Annotated in this window: 15 protein-coding genes; 7 read left to right on the top strand and 8 right to left on the bottom strand. The window is 63.4% G+C overall.

Features of this window, described 5'->3' with window-relative positions; all coding sequences use genetic code 11:
* Positions 1–16: 16 nt before the first annotated feature.
* The 3 genes from EV688_RS02735 (at position 17) to EV688_RS02725 (ending at position 4,528) form a co-directional block, all read left to right on the top strand.
* Positions 17–1,669 carry an ammonia-forming cytochrome c nitrite reductase subunit c552 gene (locus EV688_RS02735; RefSeq protein WP_117314766.1) on the top strand — a complete coding sequence of 551 codons (1,653 nt, stop codon included), beginning with the start codon at positions 17–19 and terminating at the stop codon, positions 1,667–1,669.
* Positions 1,669–3,282, top strand: a complete 1,614-nt coding sequence (locus EV688_RS02730; RefSeq protein WP_117314535.1) for a Na/Pi cotransporter family protein — start codon at positions 1,669–1,671, stop codon at positions 3,280–3,282. The genes EV688_RS02735 and EV688_RS02730 overlap by 1 nt, the downstream gene beginning before the upstream one ends.
* A 154-nt stretch (positions 3,283–3,436) precedes the next feature.
* Positions 3,437–4,528: an HDOD domain-containing protein gene (locus tag EV688_RS02725; RefSeq protein ID WP_117314534.1), complete on the top strand. Its 1,092-nt coding sequence runs from the start codon at positions 3,437–3,439 to the stop codon at positions 4,526–4,528.
* 24 nt (positions 4,529–4,552) lie between these two features.
* On the opposite strand, the gene dtd is transcribed toward EV688_RS02725, so the two are convergent.
* Genes dtd through EV688_RS02710 form a run of 3 tightly spaced genes read right to left on the bottom strand, consistent with a single transcriptional unit; the run spans position 4,553 to position 7,764 of the window.
* A complete protein-coding gene (dtd, locus tag EV688_RS02720; RefSeq protein WP_117314533.1) occupies positions 4,553–4,996 on the bottom strand; it encodes a D-aminoacyl-tRNA deacylase in 444 nt (147 codons plus the stop codon).
* A 36-nt stretch (positions 4,997–5,032) separates the two neighbouring features.
* Positions 5,033–5,887: a PA4780 family RIO1-like protein kinase gene (locus EV688_RS02715; RefSeq protein WP_117314531.1), complete on the bottom strand. Its 855-nt coding sequence runs from the start codon at positions 5,885–5,887 to the stop codon at positions 5,033–5,035.
* On the bottom strand, positions 5,887–7,764 hold the full coding sequence (locus EV688_RS02710) for a DEAD/DEAH box helicase (protein WP_117314529.1): 1,878 nt from the start codon (positions 7,762–7,764) through the stop codon (positions 5,887–5,889). Before EV688_RS02710 ends, EV688_RS02715 begins: the two co-directional genes overlap by 1 nt.
* A gap of 148 nt (positions 7,765–7,912) precedes the next feature.
* Between EV688_RS02710 and EV688_RS02705 the strand changes: the two genes are divergently transcribed.
* Positions 7,913–8,845 (top strand): D-2-hydroxyacid dehydrogenase, encoded by a 933-nt coding sequence (locus tag EV688_RS02705; RefSeq protein WP_162883759.1) that lies wholly within the window; start codon positions 7,913–7,915, stop codon positions 8,843–8,845.
* Between the two features lie 76 nt (positions 8,846–8,921).
* On the opposite strand, the gene EV688_RS02700 is transcribed toward EV688_RS02705, so the two are convergent.
* Positions 8,922–11,321: a TonB-dependent receptor gene (locus EV688_RS02700; RefSeq protein WP_117314525.1), complete on the bottom strand. Its 2,400-nt coding sequence runs from the start codon at positions 11,319–11,321 to the stop codon at positions 8,922–8,924.
* 178 nt (positions 11,322–11,499) lie between these two features.
* Between EV688_RS02700 and EV688_RS02695 the strand changes: the two genes are divergently transcribed.
* Entirely contained in the window at positions 11,500–12,480 is a 981-nt protein-coding gene (locus EV688_RS02695; RefSeq protein ID WP_162883758.1) for a glucokinase, read from the top strand.
* 17 nt (positions 12,481–12,497) lie between these two features.
* Here the strand turns inward: EV688_RS02695 and edd are convergent, their stop codons facing one another.
* Genes edd through eda form a run of 4 tightly spaced genes read right to left on the bottom strand, consistent with a single transcriptional unit; the run spans position 12,498 to position 17,078 of the window.
* Positions 12,498–14,309 (bottom strand): phosphogluconate dehydratase, encoded by a 1,812-nt coding sequence (edd, locus tag EV688_RS02690; protein ID WP_117314521.1) that lies wholly within the window; start codon positions 14,307–14,309, stop codon positions 12,498–12,500.
* Positions 14,306–15,034 (bottom strand): 6-phosphogluconolactonase, encoded by a 729-nt coding sequence (gene pgl / locus EV688_RS02685; protein WP_117314519.1) that lies wholly within the window; start codon positions 15,032–15,034, stop codon positions 14,306–14,308. The genes edd and pgl overlap by 4 nt, the downstream gene beginning before the upstream one ends.
* Positions 15,031–16,482, bottom strand: a complete 1,452-nt coding sequence (gene zwf, locus EV688_RS02680; protein ID WP_117314517.1) for a glucose-6-phosphate dehydrogenase — start codon at positions 16,480–16,482, stop codon at positions 15,031–15,033. The genes pgl and zwf overlap by 4 nt, the downstream gene beginning before the upstream one ends.
* Complete coding sequence (gene eda, locus EV688_RS02675) at positions 16,479–17,078, bottom strand: bifunctional 4-hydroxy-2-oxoglutarate aldolase/2-dehydro-3-deoxy-phosphogluconate aldolase (protein ID WP_240624185.1); 600 nt, start codon at positions 17,076–17,078, stop codon at positions 16,479–16,481. Before eda ends, zwf begins: the two co-directional genes overlap by 4 nt.
* On the opposite strand from eda, the gene EV688_RS02670 reads away from it, so the two are divergent.
* A complete protein-coding gene (locus EV688_RS02670) occupies positions 17,062–17,733 on the top strand; it encodes a DUF2721 domain-containing protein (protein ID WP_240624184.1) in 672 nt (223 codons plus the stop codon). The genes eda and EV688_RS02670 overlap by 17 nt on opposite strands.
* A 107-nt stretch (positions 17,734–17,840) precedes the next feature.
* Positions 17,841–18,077, top strand: coding sequence for a YgaP family membrane protein (locus EV688_RS02665; protein ID WP_117314513.1), 237 nt, complete (start codon positions 17,841–17,843; stop codon positions 18,075–18,077).
* The last annotated feature ends 11 nt before the right edge of the window (positions 18,078–18,088 follow it).

The raw sequence follows: 18,088 nt of genomic DNA, 5'->3' as shown, positions 1-18,088 counted from the left end.
GAGCATGGACATCCACATGACATACAACGCGCGCGGCAGACAGGCGGGTCTGGCAAAATCCGTACTGCTTCTGGGCGCGGTATTCCTGGTTACCGCCATCGCTGCGCTGGTGGTCAGCCACCTGCTCACGTCGGTTTTCGAGCGCAAGCAGGAGGCCCGCAGTCCCGGGGTGCGGGTGGCCAAGCTCGATGAGATCAGTGTGGACCCCCAGCCCTGGGGTCTCAACTGGCCGCACCACTATGATGGCTGGAAAGCAACCGCGGGCGACAAGTTCTACGGCGGCTCCAGCGCCATGCCGGAAAGCAAGCTCGACGCACAGCCCTGGCTGCGACGGCTTTATGCCGGATATGCCTTCAGCATTGACTACCGCGAGGCCCGCGGACATGCCTACATGCTCTACGATCAGGGTGTTACCGAGCGCGTCACACAGAAACCTCAGGCCGGGGCCTGCCTGCACTGTCACGGCTCGACCAACGTGCTGTACCGCAAGGTGGGGCTGGAGGCGATGGGCCTGCCGGCGGACGACGCAGCACTGGCAGAGGACTTCAATATGCCGGCGGTAATCCGTGGCTTTCAGGAGCTCAGTCAGCGCCCCTACCAGGAGGTTCTGGCCATGCTATACGCCGTCCCCGACGGCACCCCTGATGACAGTGAACCGGTTTTTCCCACACCGCCACCCGGTGGCTTCACCGAAGAATTTGCCGGCAAGGCGCTGCCCGAGGAGCATGCCCTTGAGGGCGACGCACATCCGGTAACCTGCATCGACTGCCACAACCCCGACACCATGGCGCTGCGCGTCACGCGCCCGGGCCTCGTGCTGGGCATGCAGGCCCTTGCGGAAGGCGATGCGCCGGTGCCCCACCTGCCGGGCGTCGAGGCCTGGCGTCGAGGCGACCGGGAACAACCCTATGATGTGAACGCCGACAGCAGCCGCCAGGAAATGCGCTCAATGGTCTGCGCCCAGTGCCACGTGGAATATTACTGCGCCGCCGGTGATACCCTCGAGTTTCCCTGGAGTCAGGGTTTGCGCATGGAGAACCTGGAGACGCACTGGGCCAGCAAATCCTTCCCGGACGGCAGCGACTTTCTCGATTATCGCCATGGCGAGACCGGGGCACCGATCTTCAAGGCGCAGCACCCGGAATTCGAGCTCTGGAGTCAGGGTATTCATGCTCGCAGCGGCGTGAGCTGCGCCGACTGCCACATGCCCTACGAGACACGGGGTGCGACCAAAATGAGCAGTCATAACGTGCAGAGCCCCATGCAGTCGGTCAACACTTCCTGCCAGACCTGCCACAACGTCGCCGAGGCCGAGTTGCGCGAGCGCGTGTACCGGATACAGGAAACCACGGTCACTCTGACCGAGCGCGCCGGCGCCGCAATGACCGAGATGCTGGACGCCATTCTCGAGGCACAGGCGGCGGGTGCCACCGACACGGAACTTGCCCCCGTGCTGGAACTGCAGCGCAAGGCAATGTGGCGGCTCGATTATATCAGCAGCGAGAACTCCCGCGGCTTCCATGCCGACCAGGAGGCCGCGCGCATTCTCGGCGAATCCATGGACTACAGCCGACAGGCGCAGGCGGCGGCACTGAGGCTGCGGGCGGGCTCCGCGCCGGCGACGGACGACCTGCCGCGGGAGCCGGTTGAGGGGGTCACCCCGCGCTGATGAGCGCCACCCTGCTGACCTTTGCCCTCGGCGGGATCGGCCTGCTGCTGCTTGGCATGGGCATGATGACCGACGGCCTCAAGGCCGCTGCAGGAAGCTCGCTACAGGGCTTCCTCGAACGCTCAACCCGCACCCGGCTGCGCGCGGCGCTGGTCGGGTTTTCCATTACCGCCGTGGTGCAGTCATCCAGCGCCGTGATCGTGACCACTCTCGGCTTTACCAACGCAGGCATGCTCAAGCTGAGGCAGGCAGCCTGGGTGGTTTTTGGCAGCAATCTTGGCACCACCATGACGGCGTGGATCGTTGCCCTGGTCGGCCTGCGCATCAAGGTGGAGCTGATAGCACTGCCCATGATCGGTCTTGGGATGCTGGCGCGACTGCTGCAACCCGGATCGCGCCTCGCCCATGTCGGCTTTGCGCTCGCCGGTTTCGGCGTACTTTTTCTCGGTCTTGGACTGCTTCGGGATGCCTTTATCGACGTCGCCGAGTGGATTCCTATGGAGCGCCTCGGCACGTCGGGGATTATCGGCATACTGCTCGGGGTGGCTTTCGGCGCGCTGCTAACGGCGCTTATACAGTCCTCCTCCGCGGCGCTGGCAATTATTCTGACCGCCTCGGTCACCGGTGTACTGACTCCGCTGCTGGGCGCATCGCTGGTGATCGGCGCCAATATCGGCACCACGGCCACGAGCGTGCTGGCCAGCATTGGGGCAACGGCGAATGCGCGCCGCCTGGCAGCGGTTCATGTCGTTGAAAAACTGGTCACCGGCGTTGTGGCGCTGGCACTGCTGGGGCCGCTGTGGTGGGTTTCAGAATCGCTTGCCGGCGGTCCGGAACGCGCCGACATCAGCACCGGTCTGGCACTGTTTCACACCCTGTTCAACCTGTTCGGCTTGCTGCTGATGACGGTTCTGGCGGATCCGATATTGCGCCGCATTGAGCGCCGGATACGCCAGCCGGAGCTGCTGTCCGAGAAGACCCGCTATCTCGATGATACGGTTCTCGGCGTCCCGGTGATGGGTGTCGCTGCCATGCGCTCGGAGCTAAAGCGCGTCTACAAGCAGCTTCTTGGGCGGGCGCGTCCGCTGGTCAACAGCGCCGAGGACGGGGAGCCGGAGCGCGATATCAGCACCGGCGCACTGCTGCGGGCTATCGGTGACTTCAGCAGTCGACTTGGCGCGCAGACCATGCCACCCGACGCAGCAGAAGATCTGCTCAACCTGAACCAGGCGAAAGAAGACCTCAGCCAGCTCCGGGAGCTGGTGGCGGAGCTGGCGGCGCTGCCAGCGGCGGATGTGAATAAGGGTCTCTCGCCAGAACTGGAGGCGGTTTATCTATCCTTCATGCGCAGCGGTGAATTGAAGCAGATGAGCGCTAAAGCGCGGGAAAAACAGCTCAAGCAGGCCAAGCGGCTGCGTCGCCAGCGGCGTACCTACCTGCTTGAAAGAATCAGCGACGGCAAGACGAGTACCCTGGAGGCAACGCGACAGCTGCACGCCATTGCCATCATCGAGGAAAGCGTCAAGCGTATTGTTCGCATCACGGACATACTTTACCCCGAAAAAGCGCCGGAACCTGCGGCTGGTGGTGCCGCTGCCGTCGCCCGACAATAGCGTGCCCCGGAGCGCATAACGGGGACGCTCCTGCACGCCAGCCGCCCACGAGTATGCTAACCTTTGCCGGTGTGCTGATGCAGAAATCCGACCTGCTATTGCAGTCCGGCGATCATCCTGCCCACGACATTGGTATCAGGGGGAAAAGCGCGACATGGGATGGTTCACGCGGAACAAAGATGACAAGAGCGCCGTGCGTAGCGACGCCAGTCGGCGCAAGCCCGTCGTCGGTGACACCGTCACAGAGCGACGGCCAGCCGCGACGGCTCGCAGCGAGCCCGCCACCGCGCGGCCTGTCACCGAGCGCAAGGTACCGAACGAGCTCGCCGATTTTTTCCTCGTCATGGAGGATCATCTCACCGAGGTAGAACGCGAGGACGTGGCAGAAATCGTTGCCCGGCTGCGTCAGCCGCCGCCGATTCTCGAGCGCGTCACCAAAGGCCTGGACGACCCGGACGCGCTTGCCGAGGCAGTCAAGTCGAATCCTGCGCTGACCGCTGATATTCTGCGAACCGTCAACTCGGCAGCATTCGCTCTATCCGCGCCTATTTCCAGTATTCAGCACGCCATCACGTACCTGGGCACCAGCCTGGTCAAGGGTCTGGTGCTGCAGTCGACCGTCAATCGCGTCATGGAGTTCGAGCACGCCTCACAGCAGGATGCCTACATGCGCCTGTGGCGTTCAAGCTATGTGGCCAGCACTACCGCACTCATGCTAGGGCAGCATCTCGGCGTGGCGCACCCGTCAATACTCTCCACGCGATCGCTGTTGGCGAACCTGGGCGATCTCGCACTACTGTCGGCGCGTGCCGACATGGCGGGACTGTATGCGCGAAAAGCCACACTGTTCTCCCGCGCGAAGGCCCAGCAGGACGAGCTGATGGCAAACGCCGCGGTGATTTCCGGCATGCTGGTCGAGCAGTGGGGACTGCCTGAGGCACTCATCCGGGGACTGCAGCATGGCTACATCCCCATGGCGCTGCCGCCGGCGCAGCATCCCGATATTGATGGCGACCTCGCCTCTGCGGTGCTTTGCTATGTCGCTGAACGGATTGGTGATCAGGTGGCTTTCCATGGCGTCACGGATATCGGCGACGTGGACCTCGCTGCACAGGAAGCACTGGAATATTTTTACCTGCCGGACTACCTGATGGCGAGCGACATGCCGAAAATCCAGGCCGCACTGGGAGATGCCGCGGTGCGCCGACGCGTCAACCACCTGATCAGCACGCTCGGCAGGGACTGACTCCTCGCTTCACAGGACGCGCCATCAGGCCGACAGCAGGAACGTTACCGGCCCGTCGTTGACCAGGCTGACCTGCATGTCGGCACCGAAAACCCCACCGGCAACCTTGCCCGATGTGTGATTCGATGCGAGCCAGTCAAGGCAGAAACTGTACAGGGGTTCAGCGTCGGCAGACGACATGGCGCAGGAAAAACCGGGACGCCGACCGCGAGTGGTATCGGCGGCCAGGGTGAACTGGGGCACCAGAAGGACGTCGCCGGCTGCGTCTGCCACGCTCAGATTCATGCGCCCCGCGGCGTCCACGAAAACCCGATAACCGAGAAGCCTGTGCAGAAGTGCCTCGGCCGTACCGCAACGGTCGTCCTGCTCCAGCCCGAGGAAAACCAGCAGGCCAGGACCTATGCGGCTGATGGTCGCCTCTCCCACCGACACATCTGCCCGTGTTACCCGCTGCAGCAGGATCTTCATGCTCGCCTCTTCGTGTGAGTTACGCCAGGCGTGGATTCAGTCCTCGTCGTCGTCCGCCTCGCGCGCCAGACGCTCAAGATGCTCCTCCAGCGCCGCCTCGATTTCGCGCATGACGCCATCGACGTCGGCCGCCGATTCGTCCAGTTCAGCGACACCCGTCAGCGGAGTTTCCGGTTCCAGGGCAGCATCTTCGTAGAGTTGCCAGATTTCTGCGGCATACCGCGTCTGCAGCAGCGCGGGCTCGAACAGGGCATAGTACTGCGTCATACGCAGGACATCGCGAATGAACATCTCGCGCGCGTTGTTGTTGGATGCGGCATCCACCGCCTGCGGGAGATCGATAATGACCGGCCCGCCCTCATCCACCAGCACGTTGAACTCGGACAGATCACCGTGCACGATGCCGGCGCACAACATGCGCACAACATAGCGGATGACCATGTCGAAATCCTCCACCGCCTGCTCTGCAGACATGCGCACATCTGCCAGACGCGGCGCGACATCGCCGGACTCGTCCGTGATCAGTTCCATTAACAGCACGCCTTCAACACAGCCGTAGGGGCGCGGCACGCGCACATCAGCGGCATCCAGGCGGTACAGCGCGCTGACCTCGGCGTTCTGCCAGACTTCCTCCTGCTGCTCGCGACCGAAGCGCGAGCCTTTTTCCATCGCCCGGGCGCGCCGGGTGTTCCGGACTTTCCGCCCCTCGGTATATTTCACGGCCTGCTTGAAGCTGCGGGTTCGCGACTCTTTGTAGATCTTGGCGCAGCGCTCTTCCTCGCCGCAGCGGACCACAAAAACATCGGCTTCCTTGCCACTCATCAACGGATACAGCACCTCGTCAACCAGGCCGTACTCGATCAGCGGCAGCAATCGCTTCGGCGGTTTCATCAATTGGGCTTCTTGCGGGGCTTCTTGGTCGCGGACCGCTTGCCATCGGGCCTGGCGCCAGACTTTGCAGCGGCCGTGCGCGGACCGTTTGGAGACAGGCGGGGACGCGATGCTTTCGCATCGGTATCGCCGGCCTTACGCCGGCGCGGGGGTGCCTGACCATCGGCCGTCGCATCGATTTCAGAAATCTGCAGTTTGCGCCCGGACACCCAGACGTTACGCAGATGCTGGAACACTTCCGAAGGCATGCCCTCTGGCAGTTCCACTGTGCTGTATTCATCGTTGATCGTTATCTTACCGATGTACTCTGACTCCATGTCCGCTTCGTTGGCGATGGCACCGACAATGTTGCCCGGCTTCACATCGTGCAGATGTCCCACCTCGATGCGGTAGCGTCGCATACCCGCCTGCACGGCCGAGTCGCGTTGCGGCCGCGGCTTTGCTGGCGCTCCAGTGTCCGCACGCTTGCTGCCTGCCGTGCGCTGCCGGGGAGCCGTGTGACGCGCGCTAGGGCCGTCGTCGACCGGGGTTCTGTGCGGCGTCACGCTCGCGGGTGCAGCAGACGGCGCCGGCCCCGAACCCTGGGCCAGAAAGGCCAGCGCCGCGGCAATGTCGAGCACCGGAACACCGAACTCGTGCTGGTAACTCTCCACCAGTCGCCGACTGCTGTCCAGCTCGGCCACATCGAGCGCCTCGGTGATCCGCTGCTTGAAGCGGGTGGCGCGCTTGTCGGTCACTTCCTCGGGGGTCGGCAGCTGCATCGGCTCGATCCGGTCGCCAGTGGCACGCTCGATCGCGCGCAGCAGACGACGCTCGCGATTGGCAACGAACAGGATCGTTTCGCCGTGGCGTCCCGCCCTGCCGGTGCGGCCGATGCGGTGGGTATAGGCCTCGGCATCGTAGGGGATGTCGTAATTGATCACGTGGCTGATGCGGTCAACATCCAGCCCGCGTGCGGCCACGTCTGTGGCGACGAGGATATCGAGGCGGCCTGACTTCAGATTCTCGACCGTCTTTTCACGCAGGTTCTGGGCAACGTCGCCGTTCAGCGCTGCGGTGGCATAGCCACGTGCGGCGAGCTTCTCCGCCAGCTCCGTGGTGGCAATGCGCGTGCGCACAAATATGATAATGCCGTCAAAATCCTCCACCTCGAGGATCCGCGTCAGCGCATCGAGTTTGTGCACGCCGGCCATCATCCACACCCGCTGGCGGATACGTGATTTTGCCACCGCGGTCACTTTCGCCGTGATCTCGTGCGGGTTGCGCAGGTGGTTCTTGGCGATACGGCGAATGGCCTCTGGCATGGTCGCCGAGAACAGTGCGATCTGACGCTCGGGGGGCGTGTGCGAGAGAATCCACTCGACGTCATCGATGAAGCCCATGCGCAGCATTTCGTCGGCTTCATCCAGCACCAGCGTACGCAGGCTGCCAAGATCCAGAGATCCCCGGCGCATGTGGTCCATGACCCTGCCCGGCGTGCCAACGATGACCTGCACGCCGCGCTGCAGCTGTCGCAGCTGTGTTCGCATGTCGGCGCCGCCGTAAAGGGGCAGCACGTGAAACGACGGCAGGTGGCGGGCGTAGTTCTGGAAGGCTTCGGCCACCTGCAGCGCCAGTTCCCGTGTGGGCGCCAGCACCAGCACCTGGGGCAGGCGCTGCGTGGGATCAAGGCGGGCCAGACAGGGCAGCGCGAACGCTGCCGTCTTGCCAGTGCCCGTCTGCGCCTGCCCCACCAGATCCACGCCCTCAAGCATGGGAGGGATGGTCATCGCCTGTATCGCCGACGGCGACTCATAGCCGACGTCGACAAGTGCCTGCTGCAGCGCGGCTGGCAGGTCGAGGTCGGCAAAGCGGGTAATCGGTGTTTCGGATGACATAATGCGGATTCCGGCGGCAACAAAGTAGCGGCTAGGCCGCAGCAGCTGGCATTATACCTTCGATAGTACCGGGTTGGCTGTGCAGTATGACGCAATGCCGCCGAATTCCGTCCGGTACGGCACATGCAACATTATCACCGGAGCGTTCATGGCCATCACAGAGATACTCATTCTCAGCGCCGACGCCGACGCGTTGGCCGCTGCTCTGCGCGGGGATCTGCCGGCAGACACCCGCATACATCCCTGCACCGACGCCGCGCAACTGCCCGGCGTCGCGGAGTCTGCCAGCGTTGTCCTGGCGGCGCCCGACCGCCTTCTCAAGGCGCTGCCGCGCCTGCCTGCGCTGCAGTGGGCTCAATCCACCTGGGCCGGCGTCACCCCCTTGATCAGCGCGTCACGGCAGAATTATCGGCTCACGGGGGTCAAGAACCTGTTTGATGCCGCCATCAGTGAATACGTCATGGCGTGGATGCTGGCGCTGCAGCGCAACGTGCTGCAGCGCGCGAGCGCAAGGCAGTGGGACGGCACGCCGGACGGAAATCTGGCAGGAAAGCGGGTCGGCATCCTCGGCACCGGGGCTCTGGGCATGGCGGTGGCGCGACGCGCCGAGGCGTTTGGCGTCAGACTCAGCGGTCTCAACACCCGGGGCCAGGCAGAAGCCCCTTTCAGCCGCTGTTACCGCACTGAAGACAGACTAGTGTTTGCCCGGGACCTGGATTTCGTGGTTTCCCTCATGCCCGATACGCCCGCCACTCGCGGCCTGATTGACAGCGATTTCCTGCAGGCACTGCCAGTGGGCGCGGTGCTGATCAACGCCGGGCGCGCCAACGCCATAGACCACGTGGCATTGCGCCAGAGCGTGGAAGATGGCCACCTGCGTGCGGCCGTGCTGGATGTGCTGCCGGTAGAGCCGCTGCCCGAGGACGATCCGCTGTGGCGGACCGACGGCATCTACATCACATCACACACCGCCGCGCCCACCGAGGTCACCGCGATTGCGCCGCTGTTCCTCGATAACCTGAAGCGCTTTCTCGCCGGGGAGGCGCTGCGCTACGAGATCGATTTTACCCGCGGTTACTGAATGCGCGGCCCCTGCCGCCGAGTCCCGGACTGCCGCACACTGCAGCCGTCCGGGAAACGACAGACAGCACGCCGTCTCAGTCGAAGCTCTTGCGCAGTGTCAGGCCGTAGGTTCGCGGCTGGTTCGGGTAACCGCTGAAGCTGCCGGCCTGGGCAACCGCCGGGAATGCACTGAGCAGGTACTCATCATTGGTCAGGTTGCGTCCCCAGAGATTCAGCTCAATGCCGTTGTTCCAGTTCAGGCCGACACTGGCGTTGAAAGTCGAGACTTCACGCGAGGCAACAGCGGCAGACACGTTTTCGACCACCTGGACCTCGTCTTCGAAGATGTGCTCGACTCGGGCATAGCCGCTGGCGCTGCCAATACTGAAGCTATAGGTACCCGAGGTGTTGGTGCTCCACTCGTGAATGCCAGCCGGGCGTGTTCCACTGAGGTCGGTAGGCCCATCCGGACCGACACCGCCAACGAAGTCCTCATATTCGGGGTCGAGGTAGGTTACGGCAAAACTCAGGCGCAGTGCCTCTGTCGGTGCCCAGTTGGTGTCAAACTCGAAACCCTGCACCGTCTGCGTGCCGGCGTTCGCGAGCACAAAGCCCGTACCGGTGAAAACGTTCGACTGAAAACCGTCAATTTCCTGGTCGAAGATCGCCAGGTTGAAAGCGAAGGAACTGAATTCGGCTTTCATGCCGAGTTCATACACCGTGGATTCTTCCGGGCCCGCAAAGCGTGTCCCGGACACCAGATTCGGCACCGTCAGACCTGCCGCCTGCAGTGCGGCGATATCGCGTGCAAAAGGCCTGGAGTCACGGGACAGGTTCCAGGATGACGCCTTGAACCCGGTGCTAAGGGCAGCGTAGGTGCTGACGTTAGCGTTAATATCGTAGGCCAGTCGCAGCGTGTAGGTAAAATCGTCGTCGGTGGTCCTGCCGGACTCGACGGCGTTGGGGAAATTGAGGAAGGGCGGCAGAATCTGTACGCCCCTCAGGGGCGCAAGCGCCTCTGGCAGCTCAATGGCGGAAAACAACTCATCGGAGACAATGTTGACGCCCGCTTTTTTCTTCACCTCGGTATAGTTTCCGCCCAGCGTCAGGGTCAGGTCGTCGGTAAACCGCCAGTCGAACTGTGCGAACACAGAGAGTGATTCATCATCCTGGGTCGACTGCTCCACGGGATAGCCCGTGCCGGAGCGCAACAAACTACCCGGCGTGACGCGTGGATCAAAGGTACCGAAAAGACCCTCGACGGCAGTGATCGCGCCCCCCGTCAATACGTCGAAGAAAGGCCTGAAGTCATCGCCGATACGGAAATCGCCATCGATAGAGACGTCCTCATTGAAGTAGAACGCGCCAACCATCCAGTCCAGGGCGCCGTCGCCGTTGGAGGTGAGTCGCAGTTCCTGGGTAAAGGTGTCAATCTGGGTGTCACTGATAAACGCCTGGGCAAGCCGCACGCTGGTAAAATCGATATCCGCGTTCTGGTATTGGGAGAGTTCGCGATCGGCCGTAATGGACGTCACCGTCGCCCAGTCGAGCTCGTAGTTGATCTCGAGCGACGCGCCGAAGGTCTCGATGTCGTTCTCCGGTGAAAAGTCATAAAAACCGCGATAGGCGAACGCATCATTCGGCACCAGATCGCCGCCCAGCGCACGCACTGCCGGGCCCGTCGGGCCATCGACCAGGTTAGCCACACCGCAGCAGGCCTCGTCCAGTTTCTCGCCATCGACGATAACGCGCATCTCAAGCCGGTCGGTCGGCGCAAACAGCAGCTGACCACGCAGATTCCAGCGATTTACCTCGTTAATGTCATCACCATTGACTTCATTGTCGAAATACCCGTCGCGCTTGTTAATGCTGCCGAACAGACTGAATGCCAGGTTATCGGACAGAGGCCCCGTGACATCTGCGCGCGCGATCGTCTGGCTATAATTCCCCGCTGTAGCAGAGATGGAGCCACTATATCCGTCAAGATCGGGTTTCGCCGTAACGACATTAATCACGCCAGCTGACGCATTTTTGCCAAAGAGCGTGCTCTGCGGGCCACGCAGCACCTCAACTCGCTCCAGCTTGGGCAGGTCGGCCAGCGCACTGCCGACCCGCGAGCGGAATACGCCATCGATAAACACACCGACCGAGGGCTCAATGCCGGCGTTATTCGCGCCATTACCAAAGCCACGAATCACAAAATTGGTATTGGCGCTGGTTTGCAGCTGGGTCACACGCAGCGACGGCACCAGCGACTGCAGATCCTTGATATCCAGCACCTGCGCCTGCTCCATCTCCAGGGCGCTGACCACAGAGACGGCAACGGGGACTTCCTGCAGGGTCTGCTGACGCTTGGTGGCGAGGACAACGATCTCCTCCAGTACGCCAGGACCCTGCGAGTAAGCGGACGGCGTGACCAGCGTGGCCGCTACTGCACTGCACAGCAGCGAGGGACGAAAACACGCGGCGGCGCTCTGGAAAAAAGCTTTTTTCATAACACGATTCCTGGTTATAGGTTTTATGTTGACGGCGTCAATCTGCCATCCGCGGATCAGCCGGTCAATAGCGGTTTTGCCGTCAGATTCCCGGATTGGCCGAAAACGCGATGCCATTGCCGACGCAGCGCGATTCCGCGGTAGACTCACAATGAAACCGTATGACGGGGGAAAAGCCATGCGCGGCAGAAGCAAGGATCGCGACCTGCTGGTTGCCGACATCGGCGGCACCAACAGCCGTTTTGCGATTGCGGTCAGTGAGACGGGCAGAACGACACTGCAGCGCGTCACTCGATTCGCCAACGCCGGTGTCGAGGATTTCCCGACGCAACTGACGCGTTTCTTGAGCAGTCTCGATATGCCGCTCCCGGCGCGCGCCTGCATTGCCGTGGCCGGCCCCACCGACGGTTCCAGCGCGTTGCTGACCAACGGTCGATGGCAGTTCGACGCGGCGGCCCTGAAGCGTGATTTTGGCTTCGCTGACGCTCTCCTGATCAACGATTTCACCGCGCTGGCAAGTGGCGTTCACGCGCTTGATGACGCGCACACGCAGCGCATCAAGCGCGGACGTCCCGTGACCGGCGCACCCCTGTGCGTGATTGGCCCCGGCACCGGCCTCGGCGTCGCCTGCGTGGTATCGCCCGGACCCACGCAGACGGTTATTCCCACCGAGGGCGGGCACGTTGATCTGGCGGCCGTCACGTCACAGGAGTGGTCGCTCAAGCAGGCGCTTCACGAGCAGCTAGGTACGCGCATCTCCGCGGAGCATGTACTGTCGGGTGAAGGACTGCGTCGCATCGATGCCGTTCTGCGCGGCGAACCCGGCTCCCTGCGTCCGGTGGAAACCATCACACAGGAAGCACTTGGCGGTGGTGAAAGCTGGGGGCGGCGCACCGTCGACCAGTTCCTCACGCTGCTGGCCCGCTTTGCCGGCAATACCGTGCTCAGCCAGGGGGCACGCGGCGGGGTCTACATCGGTGGTGGCATTCTGCCGCGGCTGTTGCCGGCGCTGGACACGGGTCAGTTTGCGCGGGATTTCAGCGACAAGGGCGTCATGGCAGCCTATTGCGAGGCGCTACCCGTGCATGTCATCACGGACACGGAGACCGCACTCCGAGGCGCCGCCATGGCGTTTCAGCAGACGCGGGACAGGGCATAACACCGATGCATCCATCTTCAGGGAAACTGAAAAACGCTGGCTCCACTGGCAGCGTCGGACACCCGCGCGCGCATGGCGCCAAACAGGCCTCGCCCGAGCGTGGAGGCGGAATCCGGCAACGGAACTGACTCTCTTGCCGCAAGTTCCGACGCTTCTACATGCAGTTCGAGGGTTCCGGCGTCGGCATCCAGGGTGATGAGATCGCCATCGCGCACCCGCGCCAGCATGCCTCCCGCGGCCGCTTCCGGCGTCAGATGGATCGCTGCGGGCACCTTGCCGGATGCACCGGACATGCGGCCATCGGTGACCAGCGCGACGCGGTGCCCACGGTCCTGCAGGACACCCAGGTAAGGCGTCAGCTTGTGCAGTTCGGGCATACCGTTGGCGACAGGCCCCTGGAAGCGCACCACCGCAATCATGTCGCCATTCAGTGCGTCGGCGTCAAAGGCCTCGCGCAGCGACTGCTGGCTGGCAAAGACCCGGACCGGGGCGCTGATGCGATAGTGCGCCGGATCGACCGCCGAGACCTTGATCACGCACTCGCCCAGATTCCCCCGCAGCCGGCGCAGACCGCCCTCGGCAGCAAAGGGCGACGACAGCGTTGCCAGTACGCTGGTATCGGCAGACACAGGCGCGTCACCCGCCCATTGCACCTCACCGTTATTCCCGGGCGTGGGCGGACGGCACAGCGCATTGAGTCCGGGACCGAGCAGCGACATCACATCCTCGTTAAGCAGGCCGCCATGTCGCAGCTCGCCGGCGAGACAGGCCATGCCGCCGGCACGCTGGAAATCGTTGATATCCGCACTCCCGTTCGGATAGATACGGGTCAGCAGCGGCACGGCCGGCGACAGGGCGTGGAAATCGTCGAGCGACAGCTGGATGCCGGCGCTGCGTGCGATGGCCACCAGATGCAGCGTGTGATTGGTCGATCCCCCCGTCGCCAGCAGGCCCACCACGGCATTGACAATGGAAGCCTCGTCCACCACCCGATACAGGGGGATATGACCTGGCCCCTCGGCCGCGGCCTGCACCAGCGCCGACACCGTCCTGTCCAGAAGCGCCGGGCGCAGCGGGTCTTCCGGATGCAGGAAGGAACTGCCCGGCAACTGGACACCGAGCATTTCCATGAGCATCTGGTTGCTGTTGGCGGTGCCATAGAACGTGCAGGTGCCGGGGCTGTGGTAGGACGCTGACTCCACCGCCAGCAGCTCGGCGTCGTCGGCCTTGCCCTGGGCGTGCCGCTGGCGCACAGCGGCCTTCTCGTGATTGGGTATGCCGGAGGCCATCGGCCCCGAGCCAATGAACGCGATCGGCAGGTGTGCGAACTGCAGCGCCCCGATCAGCATGCCGGGAACAATCTTGTCGCAGATCCCCAGGCACACGGCTGCGTCAAACAGATTGTGGCTCAGACCCACGGCCGTGGCCATGGCCACCACGTCCCGACTGAACAGGCTGAGCTCCATGCCCGGCTGTCCCTGGGTCACGCCATCGCACATCGCCGGCACGCCGGAGGCCACCTGGGCGGTAGCGCCCAGCGCCCAGGCCGCCTGCTTGATCAGGTCGGGGTAGGCATGCAGTGGCTGGTGCGCTGACAGCATGTCGTTATAGGCGTTGATAACGCCGATATTGGCCGACTCCATCCGCGCCATGACCGCCTTTTCATCCTGACTGCAGGCCGCATAGCCGTGGGCAAGGTTGCCGCAGGACAGGCGCTTGCGCGGCGGCAGCTCGTCCCGTGTACGCCGGCAGTTGTCGAGATAGTCGCCGCGGGTCCTGCGGCTGCGTTCGCGCAGATCATCCGTCACCTGTTCCACTATCGGGTTCATGCATCGTCCCTCGCAGGTTTGTCCTGTACCGCGTAGCATACCTGCAGCGGTCGCTCTGACTGCCGCAGCAACGCGCGTACCGGAAGGTCGGCAACCGGCCCTGGCAGCAGTGCTCGCTCCAGGACTGTCCATTTTTCGCTACCGCTGACGTGCAGGTAAAGCTGCGCGGCCGAAAGCACCGCAGCAAGGCTCAGTGACAGGCGCTCATGACCGCCAGCGGCAGGCTGCAGCGCGACACAGGATCCGGGATAGTCCCTGTCCAGCGCCTGCTCCAGATTCGAGGCACCGGGAAACCAGGACGCCGTGTGGCCGTCGGTGCCCATGCCCAGCACCGCAACATCCAGTGGAAACAGCGCACTGACCTGTGAACTGATGGCGTCACAGCCCGCAGCGGCCGTGGCGGCACCGTTTTTCAGCGGCTGAAACTGCGCCCCGGCCGCCCCGCCCTGCAAAAGATAGCGCTGAACCAGCGCCGCATTGGAATCCGGGTGGTCGGCATTCACCCAGCGCTCGTCTACCAGCGTTATCGTCACCCGGCGCCAGTCGAGCACCTCCCGCTGCAGGGCCACGAAAAAAGGCACCGGCGTGCTGCCCCCGGACACTGCCAGTACCGCGCGACCGCGGGCGGCAATCGCCGTGCGCAGGCGATCGGCCACCGCCGCCGCCAGCGCCGGCGCCAGCTCGGCCTGGCCGGGGAACGCGCAGACTTCGATGGCACCCTTCATCGCGCGGACTCGTACCAGCTGCGCCCGTCACGGGCAATCAGCGCGTAGGCGGCGGAGGGCCCCCAGGACCCGGCGATGTAATGCTGCGGATGCCGTCCCAGGCGCGCCCAGGCTTCCTGAATGCGATCAATCCAGCGCCAGGCCTGCTCGACCTCGTCGGCGCGCACAAACAGCGTCGGATTGTTGCGCAGAACATCCAGCAGCAGGCGTTGATAGGCATCCGGTGCCGACTCCCCATCGCTCTGGAAAGACAGATCCAGCGACACCGAGCGCAGCGGCAGGTCCTCTCCCAGTCCGGGCTGCTTGTTGAGCATCTCCAGCCGGATGATCTCGTCCGGCTGCAGGCGAATAATAAGCCGGTTGCCGCAGCACTGGGCCATCTGCTGGCCGAATATCGAATGTGGCACGTCCTTGAACTCGACAACGATTTCAGCCATGCGGCGCTGCAGTCGCTTGCCCGTGCGCAGGTAGAAAGGCACCCCGGCCCAGCGCCAGTTGTCGATCTCGGCCTTTATGGCGACGAAGGTTTCCGTCACCGACTTCGGGCTGGCGCCCTCCTCCTCAAGGTAACCGGGCACCGGCTTGCCGCCTATCGCGCCCGCCGTGTACTGCCCCATGACGGTGTTCTCGCGCACGATGTGATCGTCCATCGGCCGCAGGCAAGACAGTACCTTGCGCTTCTCATTGCGAACATCGTCCGGCGCCAGGTGGGCCGGCGGCTCCATGGCCACAATGCAGAGAATCTGCAGCAGGTGATTCTGCACCATGTCCCGCATCGCGCCGGCCCGGTCATAGAAATCCCAGCGCCCGCCCGCGCCGATGCTTTCGGCGACCGTGATCTGCACGTTGTCGACGTAGCGATTGTTCCACAGCGGCTCCAGGAAGGCATTGGCAAAGCGCGTGGCCATGAGGTTCTGCACGGTCTCCTTGCCCAGGTAATGGTCGATGCGAAAGACCTGGTCTTCGCGGAAAATCGCGGTCAGGTCGGCATTGATGCTGCGAAAGGACTCCAGGTCATCACCGAGGGGTTTCTCCACCACGATCCGCATGTTGTCCCTGACCAGTCCAGCCGCGTCCATGGCGTGACACACCGGCGCAAAGATCTGTGGCGGCGTCGCCAGATACACCACGAGTTCCCGCTCGCTGTCTGAGAGGTGGCGGCGGCGCAGTTCCGACATGGCATCGGCCGTCGTTGCGTCGAGCGACGCATAGACCAGCTGGCCGAGGAAGGACTGCCACTCGGCACTGCCCGTCTCCCCGCCCTGATCGGCATACCAGGCCGTCACCTGGGTTGTGAACGCTTCCTGCGTCAGCGATTTGCGTGCCACCGCGACAATCCGCATATCGCCATCGATCCAGCCGCCCTGGCGCAGGGCAAACAGCGCGGGATAGAGTTTGCGCAGGGCAAGGTCGCCCTCGCCGCCGACCACCAGCACATCCGTTTTCATGGTCCTGTGCCTCGGCCTGACTGTGCCGCCGACGCCAGGCCTTCGATCGCCGCCCAGTCGGCCGCGTCGATCAGCGACTGCGATGCCATCCACGAGCCGCCGCAGCAGAGTACATTCGGCTCGGCCAGCAAGATCCCCAGGTTTTCCCGGGTGACACCACCGGTGGGGCAGAAACGCACGTCGGGAAAGGGCCCAGAGAGACTGCGCAGCAGCGCAACGCCGCCGGCCGCCATGGCGGGGAACAGCTTGAAGACCTGGAAACCCTCGGCGAGTCCACACATGATGTCACTCGCCGTGGCAACGCCGGGGAGCAGGGAACACCCGCGGTCGCGGGCAGCGCGCAACAACGCCGGGGTCAGACCCGGGCTGACACAGAAATCACTGCCGGCTGCCAGTGCCGCATCCATCTGGCGGTCATCCAGTACCGTGCCCGCCGCGACCTGAAGAGACGGCAACGCCTCTTTCACAGCGCGAATCGAGGCGAGCGCCTGCGCTGTGCGCAACGTGATCTCGATCACCGTCATCCCTCCCCTGGCCAGGGCTTCGCTGGCCAGCACTGCCTGCTCGGGATCCTGCACCGTGAGAATCGGAATCACCGACGTTCCCGACAACCTGCCTTCCATCTCGCCTGCCATCATCGTCGACACCTCCCCACCGCGTCGCGCGCGACAGCGCGCTCCTGCCATGTCACTGTGGAATCACATCATCATGCAGCCATCACCTGCGGCAATCAACGTATCCTTGTTGCACAGCTCTCGCGGCTGGCCCTACTATCACGCTTTTCACCGCAAGGTGGTGTTCTCCATGAACGATTCGGTTGCCGCCCTCGGCAGCGTCATACAGATTGCCGTCACGCCGGTCTTCCTGCTGGCGGGCATCGCGGGCTTTCTCAACGTCATGTCAGCGCGTCTCGGCCGTATCGTCGATCGCGCGCGCATTGTCGAACGGCGCGTCAGCCGGCTTCAGGAACCCGATCAGCTGGCCACCGCTAGCCGCGAAAACAAAATGCTCTGGCGGCGCATCCGCCTTATCAACCGCTGTATCGGCCTTTGCGCGTCGTCAGCCCTGCTGGTCTGCTGCGTGGTAGTAGGACTGTTCGTGGGCGATTTCTGGCAGATCGATATCGGCGCGGCCATCGTTACGGTCTTTGTTCTGGCGCTTTGCCTGCTGATTATTTCTCTGCTGTTGTTCGTCAGGGAGGTTCAGCTCGCTACCCGCACACTGGTGATGGGCATGGAAGTCGGGGATTGAGAGCCGCTCTGCAGCGGCGGTCAATTGGGGCGATCACGACTTGCCATTCATCTGTTTGCTGCGGTGTAGCGTAGATTCCCCGAACATTCACCCAACAGGTCACCGACATGATCGAACGCAATCTCGGCAGCACGGAGCGAGTGCTGCGATTGATGGGAGCCATTATCCTGGCAGCCTGGGTAGCGTTGCGAGACAGCCACGACGTTCTGACACCTCTGGCATTGCTTGTTGCCACGGCTCTGACGCTGAATTTTCTGTTTTCCCGCTGTTATCTCTGGGCGCTCCTGGGTTTCAACAGCTGTGAGCACGATGAGAAGGGCTGCCCGCCACCGCGGCAGCAATGAACAGGCCACTC

It is taken from the genome of Chromatocurvus halotolerans (assembly GCF_004340525.1).
GTDB lineage: Bacteria > Pseudomonadota > Gammaproteobacteria > Pseudomonadales > Halieaceae > Chromatocurvus > Chromatocurvus halotolerans.
Note: the sequence above shows the minus strand (reverse complement) of the source record. Positions and strands in the feature narration are given on the sequence as shown.